Origin of the sequence: Amycolatopsis sp. CA-126428 (genome assembly GCF_002904335.1) — a bacterium.
Classification (GTDB): Bacteria; Actinomycetota; Actinomycetes; order Mycobacteriales; family Pseudonocardiaceae; genus Amycolatopsis.
On the sequence record NZ_PPHF01000036.1, the window covers coordinates 1 to 19,870 of the forward strand.

Below are 19,870 nucleotides of genomic sequence, written 5' to 3' on the forward strand. Positions count from 1 at the left end.
ACCGCCCTCGGCACCCTGCGCCGCGACCACGGCGGCCTCGGCCGGTTCGTCACGGCCCTCGCCCAGGCCCACGTCCACGGCGCCGAACCGGACTGGAGCACCGTCTTCCCCGGCGCCCGGCCGACCGACCTGCCCACCTACCCGTTCCAGCGCCAGGACCACTGGCTCACCGTCCCGGCGGGCACGGCCGACCCGGCCCGGCTCGGGCTCAGCGCCAGCCCGCACCCGCTGCTGGCCGGGGCGATCACCCTCGCCGACGGCACCACGACCGTCCTCACCGGACAGCTCTCGCCCGGCACCCACCCGTGGCTCGCCGACCACGCCGTCGACGGGACGCCGCTGCTGCCCGCGACGGCGTTCGCCGACCTCGCGCTGCACGCCGCGACCCAGCACACGGCCCACCCGGTCGTCGACGAACTCACCCTGCACGCCCCGCTCGTCCTCACCCGGGCCGTGCAGCTGCAGGTCGTCATCGGCGAGGACCGCACGCTGACCGTCCACTCGCGACCGGCCGGCGACGACGACCGGCCGTGGACCCGCCACGCGAGCGCGACCCTCACCACCACCGGGGCCTCCGTGGACGTGCCCGGCACCGAATGGCCGCCGCCGGGTGCGGCGCCGCTCGACCTGACCGACGTCTACGAGCGCCTTTCGGCGCGGGGCTACGAGTACGGTCCGGCTTTCCGGGGACTGCGCAACGCCTGGCGGCTCGGCGAGGTCGTCTACGCGGACATCGCGCTGCCCGACGGCCTCGGGGCCGAGGGGCACGCCGTCCACCCCGCGCTGCTGGACGCCGCCCTGCACCCGCTGCTGCTGGTCCGCGAGACGGCGGAGGCCCACCTCCCGTTCAGCCTCGACACGATCCGCCTGCACGCGGTCGGCGCCACCGCCGCCCGGGTGATCCTCACGCCGGTGACCGGCTCCGGCACGGCCGTGACCGTCCTCGACCCGGCGGGGTCCCCCGTGGTCACGGTCGCCGCCCTGCACACCAGGGCGCTCACCCCGGGACAGCTCGCCACCCGCCGTCCTCCGCTGCGGCTGGCCTGGACCGCGCGGGCGTTGCCCGGCGCGGCAGCCGAGCCGGTGCCGCTCGACGCCCTCGACCCGGCGGCGGCCGTGCCGCCCGTGGTCGTCGCCCACGTCGGCCCGCCCGGCGGCGACGTCCCCGAAGCGGCGCACCGGATCACCCGCGAGACCCTCGCACTGGTCCAGCGGTGGCTGGGCGACGAGCGGTTCGCCGGGTCGCGGCTCGTCGTGGTCACCCGCGGCGCGGTGGCCGTGCACGACGGCGAAGACGTCGACCTCGCCACCGCGCCCGTGTGGGGTCTCGTGCGGTCCGCGCAGGCGGAACACCCCGGCCGGTTCGCGCTGCTGGACGCCGACACGCCCGAGGCGGTCGCCGGGGCGCTGGCCCTCGGCGAACCCCAGGCCGCGGTCCGCGGCGGCCGGGCGTTCGTCCCGGAGCTCACGCACGCGACACCGCCGGCCGCCCCGCCGTCGTTCGATCCCGGCGGGACCGTCCTGATCACCGGGGGCACCGGCGTCCTCGGCGGCCTGCTGGCCCGGCACCTGGTCGCCGCGCACGGGGTCCGGCACCTGCTGCTCGTCAGCCGGCGAGGTCCCGGGGCCCCCGGGGCCGAGGAGCTGCGAGACCTCGACGCCGACGTCACCATCGCGGCCTGCGACACCGCCGACCGCGGCGCCCTCGCCGCCCTGCTCGCCACCGTTCCCGCCGAACACCCGCTGACGGCGGTCTTCCACACCGCGGGCGTCCTCGACGACGCCCTGGTGACCGCGCTCGAACCGGCACAGGTCGACGCCGTGCTGGCGCCCAAGGCCGACGCGGCCTGGCACCTGCACGAGCTCACGGCCGGGCTCGGCCTGGCCGCGTTCGTGCTGTACTCCTCGGCCGCCGCCACCCTCGGCAGTCCCGGCCAGGCGAACTACGCCGCGGCCAACACGTTCCTCGACGCGCTCGCCCAGCACCGGCACGCCCGCGGGCTGCCCGCCACCTCCCTCGCCTGGGGGCTCTGGCAGGCGACCAGCGCGCTCACCGGGAACGCCGACCAGGCCCGGCTCGCCCGCGGCGGGATCACCGCGATGCCCACCGAGGACGCGCTGGGGCTGCTCGACGCGAGTCTCGGCCTGCCCCACGCGGTCCCGGTCCACCTCGACCTCGCCGCGCTGCGGCGGCGGGCCGCGGCCGGGGCACTGCCCCCGGTGCTGCGCGGGCTCGTGCCCGCCGCGCCGCGGCAGGCGGCGTCGGCCCCCGCCGTGTCCGGCCTCGCCGGCCGGCTGGCCGGCCGTCCGGAACCCGAGCAGCGCCGTCTGGTGCTGGACCTGGTGCGCGCGCAGGTGGCGGCGGTGCTGGGGCACCCCGATCCGGACGCCGTCGAACCCGCGAGCGCGTTCAAGGAACTCGGGTTCGACTCCCTCACCGCGGTCGAGCTCCGCAACCGGCTCGGCGCGGCCACCGGCCTGCGCCTGGCCGCCACCGTCGTGTTCGACCACCCGAACCCCGAAGCCCTGGCCGGCCACGTGCTCGCCGAAGCGCGCGGGGACACGCGGCGGCCGGCCGCGGTCGTGGCGGGCCGCCCCGCCGACGAGCCGATCGCGGTCGTGGGCATGGCCTGCCGCTACCCCGGCGGGGTGCGGACCCCGGAGGACCTCTGGCGGCTGGTGGCCGACGGCGTCGACGCGGTCGGCGGGTTCCCCACCGACCGCGGCTGGGACCTCGACGCCCTCTACAACCCCGACCCCGGCCACCACGGCACCGTCTACACCCGCGAAGGCGCTTTCCTCGAGGGTGCGGACCGGTTCGACGCCGCCTTCTGGGGGATGAGCCCCCGCGAAGCGATGGCCACCGACCCGCAGCAGCGGCTGCTCCTGGAAACCGCCTGGGAAGCGCTCGAACGCGCGGGAATCGCCCCGTCTTCCGTGCGCGGCAGCCGGACCGGCGTCTACACGGGAGTCATGTACAACGACTACGCCGCGCGGTTCCACCCGATCCCCGCCGAGTACGAAGGCATGATCGGCACCGGCAGCGCCGCGTCGGTCGCTTCCGGGCGCATCGCCTACACGTTCGGCTTCGAGGGGCCCGCGCTGACCGTCGACACCGCCTGCTCGTCGTCGCTCGTCGCCACGCACCTGGCCGCCCGGGCCCTGCGCGACGGCGATTGCGACCTCGCGCTCGCGGGCGGGGTCACCCTGATGGCGACGCCGCAGCTGTTCGTGGAGTTCAGCCGCCAGCGCGGGCTTTCCCCCGACGGGCGCTGCCGGTCGTTCGCCGCGTCGGCCGACGGCACCGGCTGGGCCGAAGGCGCCGGGATGCTGGTGCTGGAACGGCTTTCCGACGCCCGCCGGCACCACCACCCGGTCCTGGCCGTCGTCCGCGGCACCGCGGTCAACTCCGACGGCGCGTCCAACGGCCTCACCGCGCCGAACGGCCCGGCGCAGGAACGCGTGATCGAGCAGGCGCTCGCGGACGCGCGACTGTCCACATCGGACGTCGACGTGGTCGAGGCGCACGGCACCGGCACGACGCTCGGCGACCCGATCGAGGCGCAAGCCGTGCTTGCCACCTACGGCCGCGACCGCGAGACGCCGCTGCGCCTCGGCTCGATCAAGTCCAACATCGGCCACACCCAGGCCGCCGCGGGGGTCGCCGGGATCATCAAGATGGTCCTGGCCCTGCGGCACGAAACCCTGCCCGGCACCCTGCACGTCGACGAGCCGTCGCCGCACGTCGACTGGTCGGCCGGGGCCGTGTCGCTGCTCACCGAGCCCGCGCCGTGGCCGCGCGGCGGCCGGCCGCGGCGCGCGGGGGTCTCGTCCTTCGGCATCAGCGGCACCAACGCCCACGTGATCCTGGAGGAGCCGGCCGACGCCGGCGAACCCGCCGACCCCGCGATGCCGGCGGTGCCGTGGGTGCTCTCGGCCAAGAGCGGCGAGGCGCTGCGCGACCAGGCCGCCCGGTTGCTCGCCCACCTGCGGGCGCACCCCGCCGGTGCGGCCGGCACCGGCTACACGCTCGCGACCGCACGGTCGCGGTTCGACCAGCGCGCCATCGTCGTCGCGCCGGACCGTGACGGGCTGCTCTCGGCACTCGGCACGCTCGCCGGCGGCGAGCCGGACAGCCGGGTCGTCCGGGACCGGCCCGTCACGGGGACGACGGCGTTCCTGTTCACCGGCCAGGGCAGCCAGCGCCCGGCGATGGGCCGGGCCCTGTACGCGGCCTACCCCGTGTTCGCCCGTGCCCTCGACGAGGTCGCCGGGCAGTTCGACCGGCACCTGCCGCGCCCGCTGCTCGAGGTGCTGTTCGACGAGCCGGAGCCGGCGGTGCTCGACCACACCGAGTACGCCCAGCCCGCGCTGTTCGCGCTGCAGGTGGCGCTCTTCCGCCTGCTCGCCTCCTGGGGCCTGCGGCCGAGCCACCTGGCGGGCCACTCGATCGGCGAACTGGCCGCCGCGCACGTCGCCGGCGTGTGGTCCCTGCCGGACGCGGCGACGCTCGTCGCGGCGCGCGGGCGCCTGATGCAAGCGCTTCCCGGCGGCGGCGCCATGGTGGCGCTCGAGGTCTCCGCGGACGAAGTGCGGCCGCTGCTGGTGGCGGGCTGCGCGCTCGCCGCGGTGAACGGCCCGGCCGCGGTCGTCGTTTCGGGTGCCGAGGCCGCGGTGGCCGCCGTCGCCGCCGAGGTCGCCGCGCTCGGCAGGCGCACCAAGTGGCTGGCGACCAGCCACGCGTTCCACTCCCCGCTGATGGACCCGATGCTCGCGCAGTTCCGCGAAGTGCTGGAGTCGCTGACGTTCACCCCGCCGGGCATCCCCATCGTGTCCACTGTGGATGGTGACCTCGTCGAGCCGGAAGTCCTGTGCTCGCCGGACTACTGGGTACGGCACGCCACCGGGACGGTACGGTTCCTCGACGCCGTCCGGGCCCTCGGTGCCGCGCAGGTCACCACGTTCGTCGAGCTGGGCCCCGACGCCGTGCTCAGCGCGCTGGGCCCGGCCTGCCTCGAGGGCGCCGCGTTCGTCCCGGCCCTGCGCCGGCACCGGCCCGAACCCACCGGCGTCGTCACGGCGCTCGCCCACGCCCACGCGCGCGGCGCCGAAGTGGACTGGACCGCCGTGTTCCCGCCGGACACCCGGACGGTGACGCTGCCGACCTACGCCTTCCAGCGGCAGCGGTTCTGGCTCGACACGCCGGCCGGCGCGGCGGACGTCACCGACGCCGGGCTCACCGCCGCCGGGCACCCGCTGCTCGCGGGCGCGGTCGAGCTCGCGGAGTCCGGCGAGCTGGTGTTCACCGGCCGGATCGGCCCGCGCACCCAGCCGTGGCTGGCCGAGCACGCGGTGTCCGACACCGTCCTGCTGCCCGGCTCCGCGATCGTGGAGTGCGTGCTGCACGCCGCGCACTTCGGCGGCGGCGGCCGGATCACCGAGCTCACCCTCGAAGCCCCGCTCGTGGTCCCGGAGCAGGCGGGCATCCCGCTGCAGGTCACGGTGGCGGCCCGGGACGAGGCGGGCCGGCGGCGGGTGAACGTCCATTCGCACACGGACGGCACGTGGACGCGGCACGCGAGCGGCGTGCTCGACGACGACGTCCCCGCCGCCGCGACGACCGCCGGACGGCCGCGGGAGGCCACGCCCGTCCCCGTCGGCGACCTCTACGGCCGGCTGGCCGACTCCGGCTACCACTACGGCCCGCTGTTCCAGGGGTTGCGGGCGGCCTGGCGGCACGGCGCCGAACTCCACGCCGAGGTCCGCCTGCCCGACGGCGGCGACGCGACCGGGTACGGCATCCACCCGGCGGTCCTCGACGCGGCCCTGCACGCGCTGATCCTCGGCGCGGACGGCGACGGGCCCGGCCGGCTCCTCGTGCCCTTCGGCTGGCACGGCGTCACGCTGCACACCAGCGGCGCCACCGAACTGCACGTGCGGCTGGCGTGGACCGGCGAGACCGCCGTGACGGTCACCGCGACCGACCCCACGGGCGCGCCGGTGCTCACGATCGACGAGCTCGTGCTGCGCCCGCTCGACCCGGCCCGGCTGCGGGCCGCCGACGCCGGGCAGGCGCGCTACCGGCTCGACTGGATCGACGTCACCCTGCCGTCGCAGGCGGCGGCGTGCGCCCGGTACCCGGACCTCACGGACGAAACGCCGGTGCCGGACGTCGTGCTCCTGCCCTGCCCCGTGCCCGCGGGCGACCCGGCGGCGGCCGCGCGGGAGCTGGCGCGCCGGGTGCTCGGCACCCTGCGCACCTGGCCGGCGGAGCCGCGGTTCGCCGGCCGCAAGCTGGTCGTGGTGACCACCGGCGCGGCGACCGGCGACGGCCCGGACCTGGTGGCGGCGCCGGTCTGGGGCCTGGTCCGGGCGGCGCAGACCGAGCACCCCGGCCGGTTCGCCGTGGTGGACATCGACGACCCGGCCAACCCGGCGCTGGCGCGGGCCGCCGCGAGCGACGAGCCCCAGCTGCTGCTGCGCGGGGAAACGGCACGCGCGCCGAGGCTCGTCCGGGCGCCCGGCGCGCCGGGCACGCCGCCGTCCTTCGACGGCACCGCGCTGATCACCGGCGCCACCGGCACCCTGGGCGCGCTGCTGGCGCGCCACCTCGTCGCCGAACACGGCGTGCGCGACCTGGTGCTGGCCAGCAGGCGGGGCCCGGACGCGCCCGGCGCACTCGCGCTGCAGGCCGAGCTGACCGCGCACGGCGCCGACGTCACGGTCGTCGCCTGCGACACCGCGGACCGCGCCGCGCTGGGCCGGCTGCTCGACGCCGTCCCCGCGGACCGCCCGTTGTCGGCCGTGTTCCACACCGCGGGCGTGCTCGACGACGGCCTGCTGGAGACGCTGACCGACGAGCAGCTCGAGACGGTGCTGCGGCCCAAGGTCGACGCCGCCTGGCACCTGCACGACCTCACCCGGCACCTCGATCTCCGCGCGTTCGTGCTCTATTCGTCGGCGACCGCGACCCTCGGCAACCCCGGGCAGGCCAACTACGCCGCCGCCAACGCGTTCCTCGACGCCCTCGCCCGGCACCGCCGGTCGGCCGGCCTGGCGGCGACCTCGCTGGCTTGGGGTGCCTGGGCCACCGGCATGGCCGGCGCGGCCGGCGACCGGCTGGCCCGCGACGGGTTCGCCGCCCTGTCCGAGACCCAGGCCCTCGCCCTGCTGGACGGGGCGATCGCGGATCCCGAGCCGGTGCCGGTGCTCACCGCCATCGACCCGGCGAAGCTGCGCAGGCACGCCGACACCGGCGCGCTGCCCGCCGTGCTCCGCGGGCTCGTCCGGCCCTCCGCGCGCCGCCCGGCCGAACCCGCCGACCTGCCGGCGCGGCTGGCCGGGCTGCCGGAAGCCGAGCAGCACGCCCGGCTCGTGGACTTCGTGGCGGGCCAGGTCGCCGCCGTCCTGGGGCACGCCGGCGCCCAGGACGTCGAACCCGGCCGGCCGTTCGGCGAGCTGGGGTTCGATTCGATGACGGCGGTCGAGCTCCGCAACCGGCTCGAGGCCCGGACGGGGCTGGCACTGCCCGCGACGGTGGTCTTCGACCACCCGACCCCGGAAGCGCTCGCCACCCACCTGCGCGGCGAACTCGCGCCGGCGGCCGGCGACGATTCCGCCGACGACGCGGTCCGGCGGGCACTGGCCTCGATCCCGCTGGCCCGCCTGCGCGACTCGGGCCTGCTCGGCGATCTGCTGCGGCTGGCCGAAGCCGGGGACGGTGCCGGCGCCGGGGCCGGGGCCCCGGCCGCCGCCGACCCGGACGACGACATCGACCTGATGGACGTCGAGGCGCTCGTGGCGCTGGCCCTCGACCCGGACGAAGCATCCCTCAAGGACGGAGCCTGACATGACGACGGCCCCCGGAACGACTCCGGAGCAGGAGAAGCTGGTCTCGGCGCTGCGTGCCTCGCTCAAGGAAAACGAGCGGCTCCGCCGGCAGCACCGCGAGCGGGCCGAAGGCGCCGGGGAACCCGTCGCGATCGTCGGGATGGCCTGCCGCTACCCCGGTGGCGTGCGCGGCCCGGAGGACCTCTGGCGGCTGGTCGCGGAGGGCACCGACGCCATCGGCGAGTTCCCGCACGACCGCGGGTGGGACGTCGGGGCGCTCTACGACCCCGATCCCGCCCGGCCGGGCACGTGCTACACCCGCCACGGCGGGTTCCTCTACGACGCGGACCACTTCGACCCGGCGTTCTTCGGCATCGGCCCGCGCGACGCGGTCACCATCGATCCCCAGCAGCGGCTGCTGCTGGAAACCACGTGGGAGGTCTTCGAACGGGCCGGCATCGACCCGGTTTCGGTGCGGGGCAGCCGGACCGGTGTGTTCGCCGGCGTGATGTACGGCGACTACGCGACCCGCCTGAACCACCTCCCGCCGGAGCACGAAGGCTCGCTCGGCACCGGCAGCGCCGGGTCGATCGCCACCGGCCGCGTCGCCTACACCTTCGGCTTGGAAGGCCCCGCGGTGACCATCGACACCGCGTGCTCGTCGTCCCTGGTCGCGGTGCACCTCGCCGCGCAGGCGCTGCGCTCGGGCGAATGCACCCTGGCGATCGCGGGCGGGGTCACGGTGATGGCTTCGCCGTACGTGTTCGTGGAGTTCAGCCGCCAGCGCGGGCTCTCCCCCGACGGCCGGTGCAAGTCGTTCGCCGCGGCGGCCGACGGCACCGGCTGGGCCGAGGGCGCCGGGCTGCTGCTGCTGGAACGGCTGTCCGACGCCCGGCGCAACGGGCACCGCGTGCTGGCCGTGCTCAGCGGCAGCGCGGTCAACCAGGACGGCGCGTCGAACGGCCTGACCGCGCCGAACGGGCCGTCGCAGGAACGCGTCATCCGGCAGGCGCTGGCCGCCGCGCGGATCGGGGCGGACCAGGTCGACGCCGTCGAAGCGCACGGCACCGGCACCACGCTCGGCGACCCGATCGAGGCACAGGCCCTGCTCGCCACCTACGGGCGCGACCGCGACCGGCCGCTGTGGCTGGGCTCGGTCAAGTCCAACATCGGCCACACGCAGGCGGCCGCGGGCGTCGCCGGGATCATCAAGATGGTCATGGCCATGCGCCACGGCATGCTGCCCCGCACCCTCCACGTCGACGAGCCGTCGCCGCACGTCGACTGGACCGCGGGCGCGGTCCGCCTGCTGACCGCGCCGACGTCGTGGCAGCCGGAGGGCCACCCGCGGCGCGCGGGGATCTCGTCCTTCGGCATCAGCGGCACCAACGCCCACGTCATCGTCGAGGAGGCACCGCCGGAGCCGCGCTCGGACGAGCCGCGGCCGGTGTCCGGCAGCGGCCCGTGGATCATCTCGGCCAAGACGGAACCGGCGCTGGCGGCGCGGGCGAGCCAGCTGCTGGCGGCCCTGCACGCGCACCCGGACCGCCGCCCGGCCGACGTCGGCTACGCGCTGGCGACGACCCGGTCGGTGTTCCGGCACCGCGCGGCGATCGTCGCCGAGCACCACGACGAGTTCGTCCGCGCGCTCGAAGCGCTGGCCGCCGGCGAATCGTCGGGTGCCGTGCTGCGCGGCACCGCGGCGGCCACCGGGCGCACCGCGGTGATGTTCACCGGCCAGGGCTCGCAGCGGGCCGGCATGGGCCGGGAGCTCGCCGAGGCGTTCCCGGTGTTCGCCGACGCCTTGGCCGAGGTCTGCGCGCTGCTGGACGGCCACCTCGACCGGCCGATCCGGGACGTGATGTGGTCCGGCGGCGACGCGCTCGACCGGACCGGCTACACGCAGCCCGCGCTGTTCGCGCTCGAGACCGCGCTGTACCGGCTGACCGAGTCCTGGGGGCTGCGGCCGGACTTCCTGATCGGGCACTCGGTCGGCGAGCTCGTCGCGGCGCACGTCGCGGGCGTGCTGTCGGCCGCCGACGCGGCCGCCCTCGTCGCCGCGCGCGGGCGGGTGATGCAGGCGCTGCCCGCCGGCGGGGCGATGCTTTCGGTACGGGCCGCCGAGGAAGCGATCCTCCCGCTGCTGGCCGGCCGGGACGACGCCGGGCTGGCCGCGGTCAACGGGCCCGCGTCGGTCGTGCTGTCCGGCACCGGCCCGGCCATCGCCGAACTCGACCGGATCCTGACCGGCCAGGGGCGGAAGACGCGGCGGCTCACGGTCAGCCACGCGTTCCACTCGCCGCTGATGCGCCCGGCGCTGGCCGAGCTCGCGGAGGTGACGCGCGGGCTGGCGTTCCACCCCCCGCGGATCCCGATCGTCTCCACCGTCACCGGCGAGCTCGCGACCGAGCTCGCCGGTCCGGACTACTGGTGCGCACAGGCCGCCGGGACCGTCCGCTTCGCCGCGGGCGTCTCGGCACTGCACGCCGCCGGCGTCCGGACGTTCGTCGAACTGGGCCCCGACGCCGTGCTGGCGCCGATGGCCCACGAAAGCCTCGCCCACGACCGCGGCGCGGTGGTCGTCCCGCTGCTCAAGCGGGACCGGCCCGAGCGGACGGCCGCGAGCGCCGCACTGGGCCGGCTGCACGTCGACGGCCACCGGGTCGACGTCGCCGCCGCCTTCCCGCCCGGCGCCCGCCGCGTCGACCTGCCCACCTACCCCTTCCAGCGCGAGCGCTACCGGCTCGACGCGACCACCGCTCCCGCCGGACGCTCCTCCGCCGACGACTGGTTCTGGGACGCCGTCGAAGCCGGTGACCGGCAGGCGATCGCCGCCGCGCTGCACGCCGACCCGGCCGGGCCCGGCGAGCTGCTGCCGGCGCTGGCGGCCTGGCGGCGTCACCAACGCTGCTGGCACCAGGTGGTGTGGCGGCCCGTGCCGGACGGTCCCGACGCCGCGCTCACCGGCACCTGGCTGCTGGTCCACGACGCGGGCCAGGCGGACGAGAAGCTCGTCGCCACCCTCACCGACGCCCTCACCCGGCACGGGGCACGCCTGGTCGAGACCACCGCCGCCGAACTCGGTGCCGTGGGTGACGTCAATGGTGTCGTGTGCCTGGCCGGCCCACCCGGCGTGCCCGCCGCGCTCGACGCCGCGGGGAGCACGGCGCCGCGGTGGCTGCTCACCCGGGCTTCGGTCCCGGCGGACGCGGCCGCCCGCGGCCGGGCCCGGGTCCGCGGGTCCGGCTGGGCCGGCGTGGTCGAGCTCCCCGACGTCCTGGACGGCCCCGCGCAGGGCCGGCTGGCGCGGGTGCTGTCCGGGGTGACCGGCGAACGGGACGTGGCCGTCCGGCTTCCGGGCGTCGCGGCCCGCCGCGTCGAGCCGCTCGGCGCGCCGGGACCGGCTCCGGCGGTCGCGGACGCCGCCGTGGTCATCGGCGATCCCGCCGGTCTCGGCGGCCACGCGGCCCGCTGGCTGGCCGCGCACGGCGCACGGCACGTCGCCGTCGTCGGCGAACCGGTCGCGGGCCGGCCGGTGCACCCGGATCTGGCCGCCGCCGTGGCTTCCCTGCCCGCTGAGTGTCCCTTGAGGACTGTCGTGTCGGTGTCCGGCGACGTCGGGGAGCTCGCCACGCTGCCCGCCACGGTCGTGGTCTTCACCGGCCTGGACGGGGTGCTCGGCCGGGAGGAGGCCGCGACGCTGCGGGATGCCGAAGCGGAGGCGCTCGTCCGGCACCGGCTGGCGCGCGGCTTGCCCGCGGTGTCGGTCGCCTGGGGACCGTGGTCGGCCGAGGCCGCCCCCGGGACGGTCCGGCCCGAACTGGTCTTCGACCGCCTGCCGTGGTCCGGCGGCGAGCACCCGGCCTTGGTGGTCGCCGACGTCCCCGCGGACGAGTTCCCGGCCGGGCCCGCGGTCGCCGGACGGCCGGCGGCGCGGGCGGAGGAGTTCCGCCGGGAGTTCGACGGCCGTCCGGCACCGGAGCGGGAGAAGCTGCTGGTGGACCTGCTGACCGGGCGGGCCGAGGCCCTGCTCGGCAGCGCACCGGGCACGGTGACCCCGGACAGCAACCTGCTGGAGCTGGGGTTCACGTCGATGACCGTGCTGGAGCTGGCGAACCTGCTGCGGGACCACACGGGCCGGCACCTGCCGCCGGCGGCGGTGTTCGACCACCCGACCCCGGCCGCCCTGGCCCACCACCTGGTGACGGCCGCCTAGCGCGCTGTCGTGAGTGGTAAGGCGGGTTAGAACCCGCCTTACCACTCACGACAGCCGCGGCAGACCACCGAACCGCCGGAGACAGCGAAAGCCGGCCCGCCGAGAGCGGGCCGGCTTTTCCGGTCCTTCCGCGGAACGCCCGCTCAGGGTGCCTTGCCTGCCGGGCACATCTCGATGCGGGCGTTGAGCGAGTGGCGGAACTCCAGGATCTGGAAGTGCCGCTTGCCCACCATGCCCTGGTAGCGGCCGCCGGTGCCGACCAGGGGGAGGAACTGCCACACCTTGCGCTCGGCCTGCGTCACGTTGAACAGCCCCGCCGCCTCGATCGTGCCTTCGGGCAGCTCGATCCGCTCGTCGGAGTGCTCGATCAGGTCGCCGCCGGGGAGGGCGAACGGCACGTTGATCAAGCCGTACACCGTGCCGGCCGGTTTGCCCGCCGGGTCGTAGAGGCGATCGAGGTAGGTGCCGCTGTCGCCGACGCTCGGGAACGGGCCGCCGAGTTCGTTCTCGGTGCCGTCGACGATGGTTTCGGACAGGTTGTCGATGACCACGCAGCCTTCCGATACCTGCGGGGCCGCGGAGCCCGGCACGCCGGACGCCGCGGCCAGCGTCAGGGCGGCCGACAGGAGAACCGGCGGGACGATCCGGCGAACGAGCATGGTCGCGTTTCCTCTCGGGACGGCAGTGGACGGCACTGGACGGCGGTCAGGCTTGGACGGGATCGGCGTCCGCCGGCTCGGCGTCCGCCGGCACGGGCTCCGCCGCCGGCGCCGGCCGCGGGTGCCGCGGGATGGCCAGCGCCAGCAGCCCACCGGCGATCACCACGGCCGAGCCGATCCACATCGCGGTGCTCATCCCGCCGGTGAACGCACGCGCCAGGTCCACCGGCGAAAGGATCTTCGACCGGCCGAGGACGCCGCTCAGCACCGTCGACAGCACCGCGACGCCCAGCGCGCCGCCGACTTCACGGATCGTGTTGTTGGCCCCGGACGCCTTGCCGTACTCCTCTTCGCGCACCGACGAGAGCACCACGGTCATCGTCGGCGCGAACACCAGTCCCATGCCGACGCCGGCGATCACCAGCGGCGGGACGAGCTCACCGTAGGGCAGGTCGATCCGGGCGATCGCGGCGATCCACACCAGCGCCGCGCCCTGCATCAGCAGGCCCAGCGCCATCAGCCTGCTGCCGCCCACCCGTTCCACGATCGCGCCCGCGATCGGTGCCACCAGCATCGGCATCGCCGTCCACGGCAGGGTGCGCAAGCCCGAAGCGAGCGGCGAGTAGCCGAGCGGGCCCTGGTAGTACTGCACCAGCAGGAAGATCGAGCCGAACACGCCGAAGAACATCGCCAGCGAAACGACGTTGCTGAGCACGAAGGCCCGCACGCGGTAGAACCGCAGGGGCAGCAACGGCGCCGGCGCGCGGCGCTCCCACCGGATGAACACCACGCCCAGCACCACCGCGGCGGCGAAGCAGCCGAGGATGAACGGGGAACTCCAGCCGTTCGCCGACGCGCGCACGATGCCGACCACGGCCGCGGTCACCGCCGCCGTCGCCAGCAGCATCCCGGGCAGGTCGAGGCCGCGGTCGCGGCCCCTGCTCTCCGGGAGCACCGCCCGCACCAGCGGGATCGCGGCCAGCGCGATCGGCACGTTGATCCAGAAGACCCACTGCCAGGCCAGCCCCTCGGTGATCGCGCCGCCGACCAGCGGGCCGAGCGCGACGCCGAGGCCGTTGACCCCGCCCCACAACCCGATCGCGACACTGCGCTTGGCGGCCGGGACCGCGCCCGCGACCAGGGTCAGCGAGAGCGGCTGCACGGCCGCGGCACCCATGCCCTGCACGGCGCGGGCCGCCACCAGCAGGCCCGCGTCCGGCGCGAGCGCGCAGCCGGCCGAGCCGACGGCGAACACCACGAGCGCGCCGGCGAACACCGCGCGCCGGCCGTACCGGTCCCCCAGCGCGGCGCCGGTGAGCAGCAGCCCGGCGAAGGCGAGGATGTAGCCGTTGACCACCCACTGCAGGTCCGTGACCCGGGAGATGCCGAGGCTGGTCCCGATCGCGGGCAACGCGTTCGTCACGACGAGGTTGTTCAGCGACACGAGGAACATCGGTACCGACGACGCGATGATCACCCAGCCCGTCCGGGCCACCTTCGCCTCCGTTCCGCGCGGCGTCACCGGCCGGCCCGGAGCATGCCGGGCGGGCACAGCTCGAGGTCGACCCGGCTCTCACCGCCCGCGGTGGCCCGCGAGTAGCGGTCGCCGAGGTGGCCGAGGTAGCCACCGGCGGTGCCGACGAGGCCGGTGCGCACCCGGTCGCCGGCGAGTTTCGCGGCGGCGTCGTAGACGCCCTGCGCCGTGAGCACCCCACCGGGCAGCTCGATGGTCTCGACGGCGTGTTCCTGCAGGCGGCCGTCGAGCAGCCGCCGGCTGATGTCCGTCCGGCCCGTGATCGAGCCGACCTTCGCGCCGTCCGACCCGGACAGCTCGGCGACGTACGCGCTGCTGTTGCCCTGGCTCGGGTACGGCCCGCCGAGTTCGTTCACCGTCGTGCCGAGGACCTTTTCGGTGAGGCCCTGCCACACCGCGCAGCCCGGGGACGGCTCGGCCGCCGCCGGGCCCGGGCTCTCGCACCCGGACGCCGCGACGGCGACGGCCGCCAGCGCCAAGGCGAACGAACGTGCCCGCAACGACATCCGCGGCTCCCTCCGGGTCCTGGACCGACAACGCGAGGCTAGGGCGGCGTTCTAAAGGACTCCTTGCGGCGCGAAGGCTTTAGGGACTGGAAAGCCGACCTTAAGCCGGGCGCCAGAGCATGGGCTGCCGGAAGTCGGGCCCGGTGCCCCCTGCGCCGAAAACGGCCAGGACCACGCCGGTCGAGCACACAGGCGGTGAGACGTGGCAAAGGTCGATCCCGGACGGATGAGCTCCACGGCACAGCGGGAGGCCGAGCCGATCGCGGTCGTCGGGATGTCCTGCCGGCTGCCCGGGGCCGACGGCGTGGCGGAATTCTGGCGTCTGCTGCGCGAGGGCCGCGACGCGATCGGCGAGGCGCCGGAGGGCCGCTGGACCGACCCCGCGCTGCCGCACCGGCGCGGCGGGTTCCTGGACCGGATCGACGAGTTCGACGCCCGGTTCTTCGGCGTCTCGCCGCGCGAGGCGGCCGCCATGGACCCGCAGCAGCGGCTCGTGCTGGAGCTGAGCTGGGAGGCGCTGGAAGACGCGCGGGTGGTGCCTTCGGCGCTGCGCGACAGCGCCGTCGGCGTGTTCGTCGGCGCGATCTGGGACGACTACACGTCGCTGACCTACCAGCAGGGCCTGGCCGCGATCGGCTCGCACACGATCACCGGGGTGCACCGCAGCCTGCTCGCCAACCGCGTCTCCTACGGCCTGGACCTGCACGGCCCCAGCCTGACCGTCGACTCCGGCCAGTCCTCGTCGCTGGTCTCGGTCCACCTCGCGTGCGAAAGCCTGCGGCGCGGGGAGTCCACGATGGCCATCGCGGGCGGGGTGAACCTCAACATCCTCGACGAGGCCACCATGACCGCCGCGCGGTTCGGCGGGCTGTCCCCGGACGGCCGCTGCTACACGTTCGACGCGCGGGCGAACGGTTACGTGCGCGGCGAAGGCGGCGGCTTGGTCGTGCTCAAGCCGCTCGCCGACGCGCTGGCCGACGGCGACCGGGTCCACTGCGTCATCGCCGGTGGCGCGGTGAACAACGACGGCGCCACCGAAGGGCTCACCGTGCCGGGCGGGCGGGCGCAGGAAGCCGTGCTGCGCGCGGCCTACCGGCAGGCGGGCATCGAGCCCGCCGAGACGCAGTACGTCGAACTGCACGGCACCGGCACCAAGGTCGGCGACCCGATCGAGGCCGCGGCGCTGGGCGCCGTCGCGGGGGCCGGCCGGACCACGCCGTTGCGGGTCGGCTCCGCGAAGACCAACGTCGGGCACCTCGAGGGCGCCGCCGGGATCGTCGGGCTGCTCAAGGCCGTGCTGAGCATCCGGCACCGGGAACTGCCGCCCAGCCTGAACTTCGCGACGCCCCACCCGGACATCCCGCTGGCCGAGCTGGGCCTGCGGGTGCAGGCGGACCGGACAGGCTGGCCCGATCCCGGCCGCCGGCTCTGGGCGGGGGTCAGCTCGTTCGGGATGGGCGGCACCAACTGCCACCTCGTGCTGGCCGAAGCGCCGGCCACCGCGCCCGTGCCGCCCGCCACCGCGCCGCCGGTGGTGCCGCTGCTCGTGTCGGGCCGGACCGAAGCGGCGGTGCGGGCGCAAGCCGCCCGCCTGCTGCCGGTGGTGGCGGACGCGGACCCCGCCCGGGTGGGGTTCTCGCTGGCCACCACCCGCGAGGCGTTCGAGCACCGGGCCGCGGTCGTCGCCGCGGACCCGGCGCGGCTGGCCGACGGCCTGCGCGTACTGGCCGAGGGCGCACCCGCCGCCGGCGTGCTCCGCGGGACCGCCGCCGGAGGGCGGCTCGCCTTCCTGTTCACCGGGCAGGGCAGCCAGCGGCCCGGGATGGGCCGGGAGCTGCACGCGGCCTTCCCGGTGTTCGCCGCCGCCCTGGACGCCGCCTGCGCGGCCGTCGACGTCCACCTGGCGGTGCCGCTGCGGGAGGTGATGTGGGCCGGGGACGACGCGCCCCACGCCGGCCGGCTGCACGAGACCGGGTACACCCAGCCCGCCTTGTTCGCCCTCGAAGTCGCGCTGTACCGCCTCGTCGAATCCTGGGGAGTGCGCCCGGACTTCCTGGCGGGGCACTCCATCGGCGAGCTGGCCGCCGCGCACGTCGCGGGCGTGCTGTCGCTCGAGGACGCGGCCACGCTGGTCGCCGCCCGCGGCCGGCTCATGCAGGCCCTGCCCGCGGGCGGGGCCATGGTGTCCCTGGAAGCCGGCGAAGACGAGCTGCCGCCGGAGGTCGACGTCGCGGCGGTGAACGGGCCGGGGTCCGTGGTGATCTCCGGGGACGCGGCCGAGGTGGACCGGGTCGCCGCCGGGTTCACCGCGCGGGGCCGCAAGACCAAGCGGCTCACCGTCAGCCACGCCTTCCACTCCCGGCTGGTGGAGCCGGTGCTGGCCGAATTCCGCGCGATCGCCGAGGGGCTGACGTTCCACCCGCCGTCGATCCCGATCGTCTCCACCGTGACCGGCCGGCCGGACGAGGACCTCACTTCACCGGCGTACTGGACCGATCACGTGCGCCGGACCGTCCGGTTCGCCGACGCCGTGCGCCGGCTCGGCGAGTCCGGCGTGACCACGCACCTGGAGCTGGGGCCCGGCGGGGTGCTGTGCTCGATGGGCCGGGACAGCGACCCGGACGCGGTGTTCGTGCCCGCGCTGCGCGGCGAAGGCGAACCCGAGGCCGTCGTCACCGCGCTGGCGGACCTGCACACGCACGGCTCGGCGGTGGACTGGGCGGCGTTCTTCGGCCCGGCCGAGCCGGTCGACCTGCCGGTCTACGCCTTCCAGCGCAAGCGGTTCTGGATCGGCGAGCGGCAGCCGGGGTCCTCGGCCGCGACCGAAGTGGACACCCCGGACGAACCGGAGACTTCCGTGGCCGGCCGGCTCGCCGCGCTGAGCGAGCCGGACCGGGCCCGGTTCCTGCTGGACCTGGTCCGCGCCCAGGTCGGCGCGGTGCTCGGCCACGCGGGACAGGACATCGACGGGCACTCGTCGTTCCGTGACCTCGGCTTCGACTCACTCACCTCGGTCGAGTTCCGCGACCGGCTCGGCGCGGCCGTCGGCTCCCGGCTGCCCGCCGGGCTGCTCTACAACCACACCACGCCGGCCGGGCTCGCCGCCCACCTCGCCGGCGTCCTGCTCGGCACGGCGGACCGGGAGACCGGGACCCCGGTCGCGGCGCCGGACGAGCCGATCGCCGTCGTCGGCATCGGCTGCCGCTTCCCCGGCGGTGTCACCGGACCCGAAGACCTGTGGCGGCTGGTGGCCGAGGGCACCGACGCCGTCACGGAGTTCCCGGGCAACCGCGGCTGGGACCTCGAAGCACTGCGGCAGGGCGACACCGCCTCCGTCACCGGGCACGGCGGGTTCCTGCACGACGCCGACCAGTTCGACGCCGGCTTCTTCCGGATCAGCCCGCGCGAGGCGGCGGCGATGGACCCGCAGCAGCGGTTGCTGCTGGAGACCTCCTGGGAGGCACTCGAGACCGCGGGCATCGACCCGGCGGGGCTGCGCGGCGAGCGGGTCGGGGTGTTCGTCGGCGCGATGGCCCAGGACTACGGCCCGCGGCTGCAGGACAAGGCGGACGGCTACGGCGGCTACCTGCTGACCGGCAGCACGATCAGCGTCGCCTCCGGCCGGATCGCCTACGCGCTGGGGCTGGAGGGACCCGCGGTCACCGTGGACACCGCGTGCTCGTCTTCGGCGGTGGCGCTGCACCTGGCGGTCCAGGCGCTGCGTCGGGGCGACTGCACGCTCGCCCTCGGCGGCGGGGCCGCGGTGCTGGCGACCCCGGGGATGTTCGTCGAGTTCAGCCGCCAGCGGGGGCTGTCCCCCGACGGCCGCTGCAAGGCCTTCGCCGCCTCGGCCGACGGCACCGCCTGGGGCGAAGGCGCCGGGGTGCTCGTGCTCGAGCGGCTGTCCGAGGCGCGGCGCCGCGGGCACCCGGTGCTGGCGGTCGTCCGCGGCACCGCGGTCAACTCCGACGGCGCGTCCAACGGCTTGACCGCCCCCAACGGCCCGTCGCAGGAACGCCTGATCCGGCAGGCGGTCGCCGATGCCGGTCTGTCCCTTTCGGACGTCGACGCCGTCGAGGCGCACGGGACCGGGACCACCCTCGGCGACCCCATCGAGGCCGACGCGCTGCTGGCCACCTACGGCCGGGACCGGGACCGCCCGCTGTGGCTGGGGTCGCTGAAGTCGAACATCGGTCACACCCAGGCCGCGGCCGGGGTCGCCGGCGTGATCAAGATGATCATGGCCATGCGGCACGACCGGCTGCCGAAGACGCTCCACGTCGACCAGCCCACCCCGCACGTCGACTGGTCCGGCGGCACCGTTTCCCTGCTCACCGAAGCCGTGCCCTGGGAACGCGGCGAACGCCCGCGCCGCGCCGGCGTGTCGTCGTTCGGCATCAGCGGCACCAACGCGCACATCGTGCTCGAGGAGCCGCCCGCCGCCGAGCCGGCCGAGCGCGAGAGCACGCCGGGACCGGTGCCCTGGGTGCTCTCCGGGCTCAGCGAGCAGGCCGTGCGCGACCAGGCGCGGCTGCTGCTGTCCACAGAGGACGTCCACCCGGCCGACGCCGGCTTCACCCTCGCGCGGCGCACGGCGTTCCCTTGGCGCGCCGCGGTCGTCGGGCCGGACCTGGGCACGCTGCGGGACCAGCTGGCCGCGCTCGCGGCCGGGGACAGCCCGGTGCGGCAGGTCACGAGCGACGACGTCCGGCCGGTGTTCGTGTTCCCCGGCCAGGGTTCCCAGTGGGACGGCATGGCCGTCGACCTCTACCGCGAATCACCCGTCTTCGCCCAGCACCTCGACGCCTGCGCCGAAGCACTCCGTCCCCACGTCGACTGGTCGCTCATCGACGCCCTCCACGGGTCAGGTATGGACCGCGTCGACGTCATCCAACCCGCCCTCTGGGCCGTCATGGTTTCCCTCGCCAAGCTGTGGCAGCACTACGGGGTGAAACCCACCGCCGTCATCGGGCACTCGCAGGGCGAAATCGCCGCCGCCCACATCGCCGGAGCCCTCACCCTCGAAGACTCCGCCCGCATCGTCGCCCTCCGGTCCCAAGCCATCACCACCATCGCCGGCACCGGCGGCATGATGTCCGTCCCCCTGCCCGCCGACGACGTCCGG

6 protein-coding genes are annotated in these 19,870 nt (G+C 75.9%); 3 read left to right on the plus strand and 3 right to left on the minus strand.

Features of this window, described 5'->3' with window-relative positions; translation table 11 throughout:
- Both C2L58_RS49175 and C2L58_RS10660 read left to right on the plus strand, forming a co-directional pair.
- On the plus strand, nucleotides 1-7,848 hold a 7,848-nt coding region (locus tag C2L58_RS49175), incomplete at its 5' end, for a type I polyketide synthase (protein ID WP_158264100.1).
- Between the two features lie 52 nt (nucleotides 7,849-7,900).
- Nucleotides 7,901-12,046 (plus strand): type I polyketide synthase, encoded by a 4,146-nt coding sequence (locus tag C2L58_RS10660; RefSeq protein ID WP_441296299.1) that lies wholly within the window; start codon nucleotides 7,901-7,903, stop codon nucleotides 12,044-12,046.
- Nucleotides 12,047-12,189: 143 nt separating this feature from the next.
- Here the strand turns inward: C2L58_RS10660 and C2L58_RS10665 are convergent, their stop codons facing one another.
- Genes C2L58_RS10665 through C2L58_RS10675 form a run of 3 tightly spaced genes read right to left on the minus strand, consistent with a single transcriptional unit; the run spans nucleotide 12,190 to nucleotide 14,745 of the window.
- A complete protein-coding gene (locus C2L58_RS10665) occupies nucleotides 12,190-12,705 on the minus strand; it encodes an allene oxide cyclase barrel-like domain-containing protein (RefSeq protein WP_103337399.1) in 516 nt (171 codons plus the stop codon).
- Nucleotides 12,706-12,751: 46 nt separating this feature from the next.
- Nucleotides 12,752-14,200: an MFS transporter gene (locus tag C2L58_RS10670; RefSeq protein WP_199191214.1), complete on the minus strand. Its 1,449-nt coding sequence runs from the start codon at nucleotides 14,198-14,200 to the stop codon at nucleotides 12,752-12,754.
- 23 nt (nucleotides 14,201-14,223) lie between these two features.
- Nucleotides 14,224-14,745 (minus strand): allene oxide cyclase barrel-like domain-containing protein, encoded by a 522-nt coding sequence (locus tag C2L58_RS10675; RefSeq protein WP_103337400.1) that lies wholly within the window; start codon nucleotides 14,743-14,745, stop codon nucleotides 14,224-14,226.
- 226 nt (nucleotides 14,746-14,971) lie between these two features.
- Here C2L58_RS10675 and C2L58_RS10680 point away from each other — a divergent pair.
- On the plus strand, nucleotides 14,972-19,870 hold a 4,899-nt coding region (locus tag C2L58_RS10680; RefSeq protein WP_146073568.1), incomplete at its 3' end, for a type I polyketide synthase.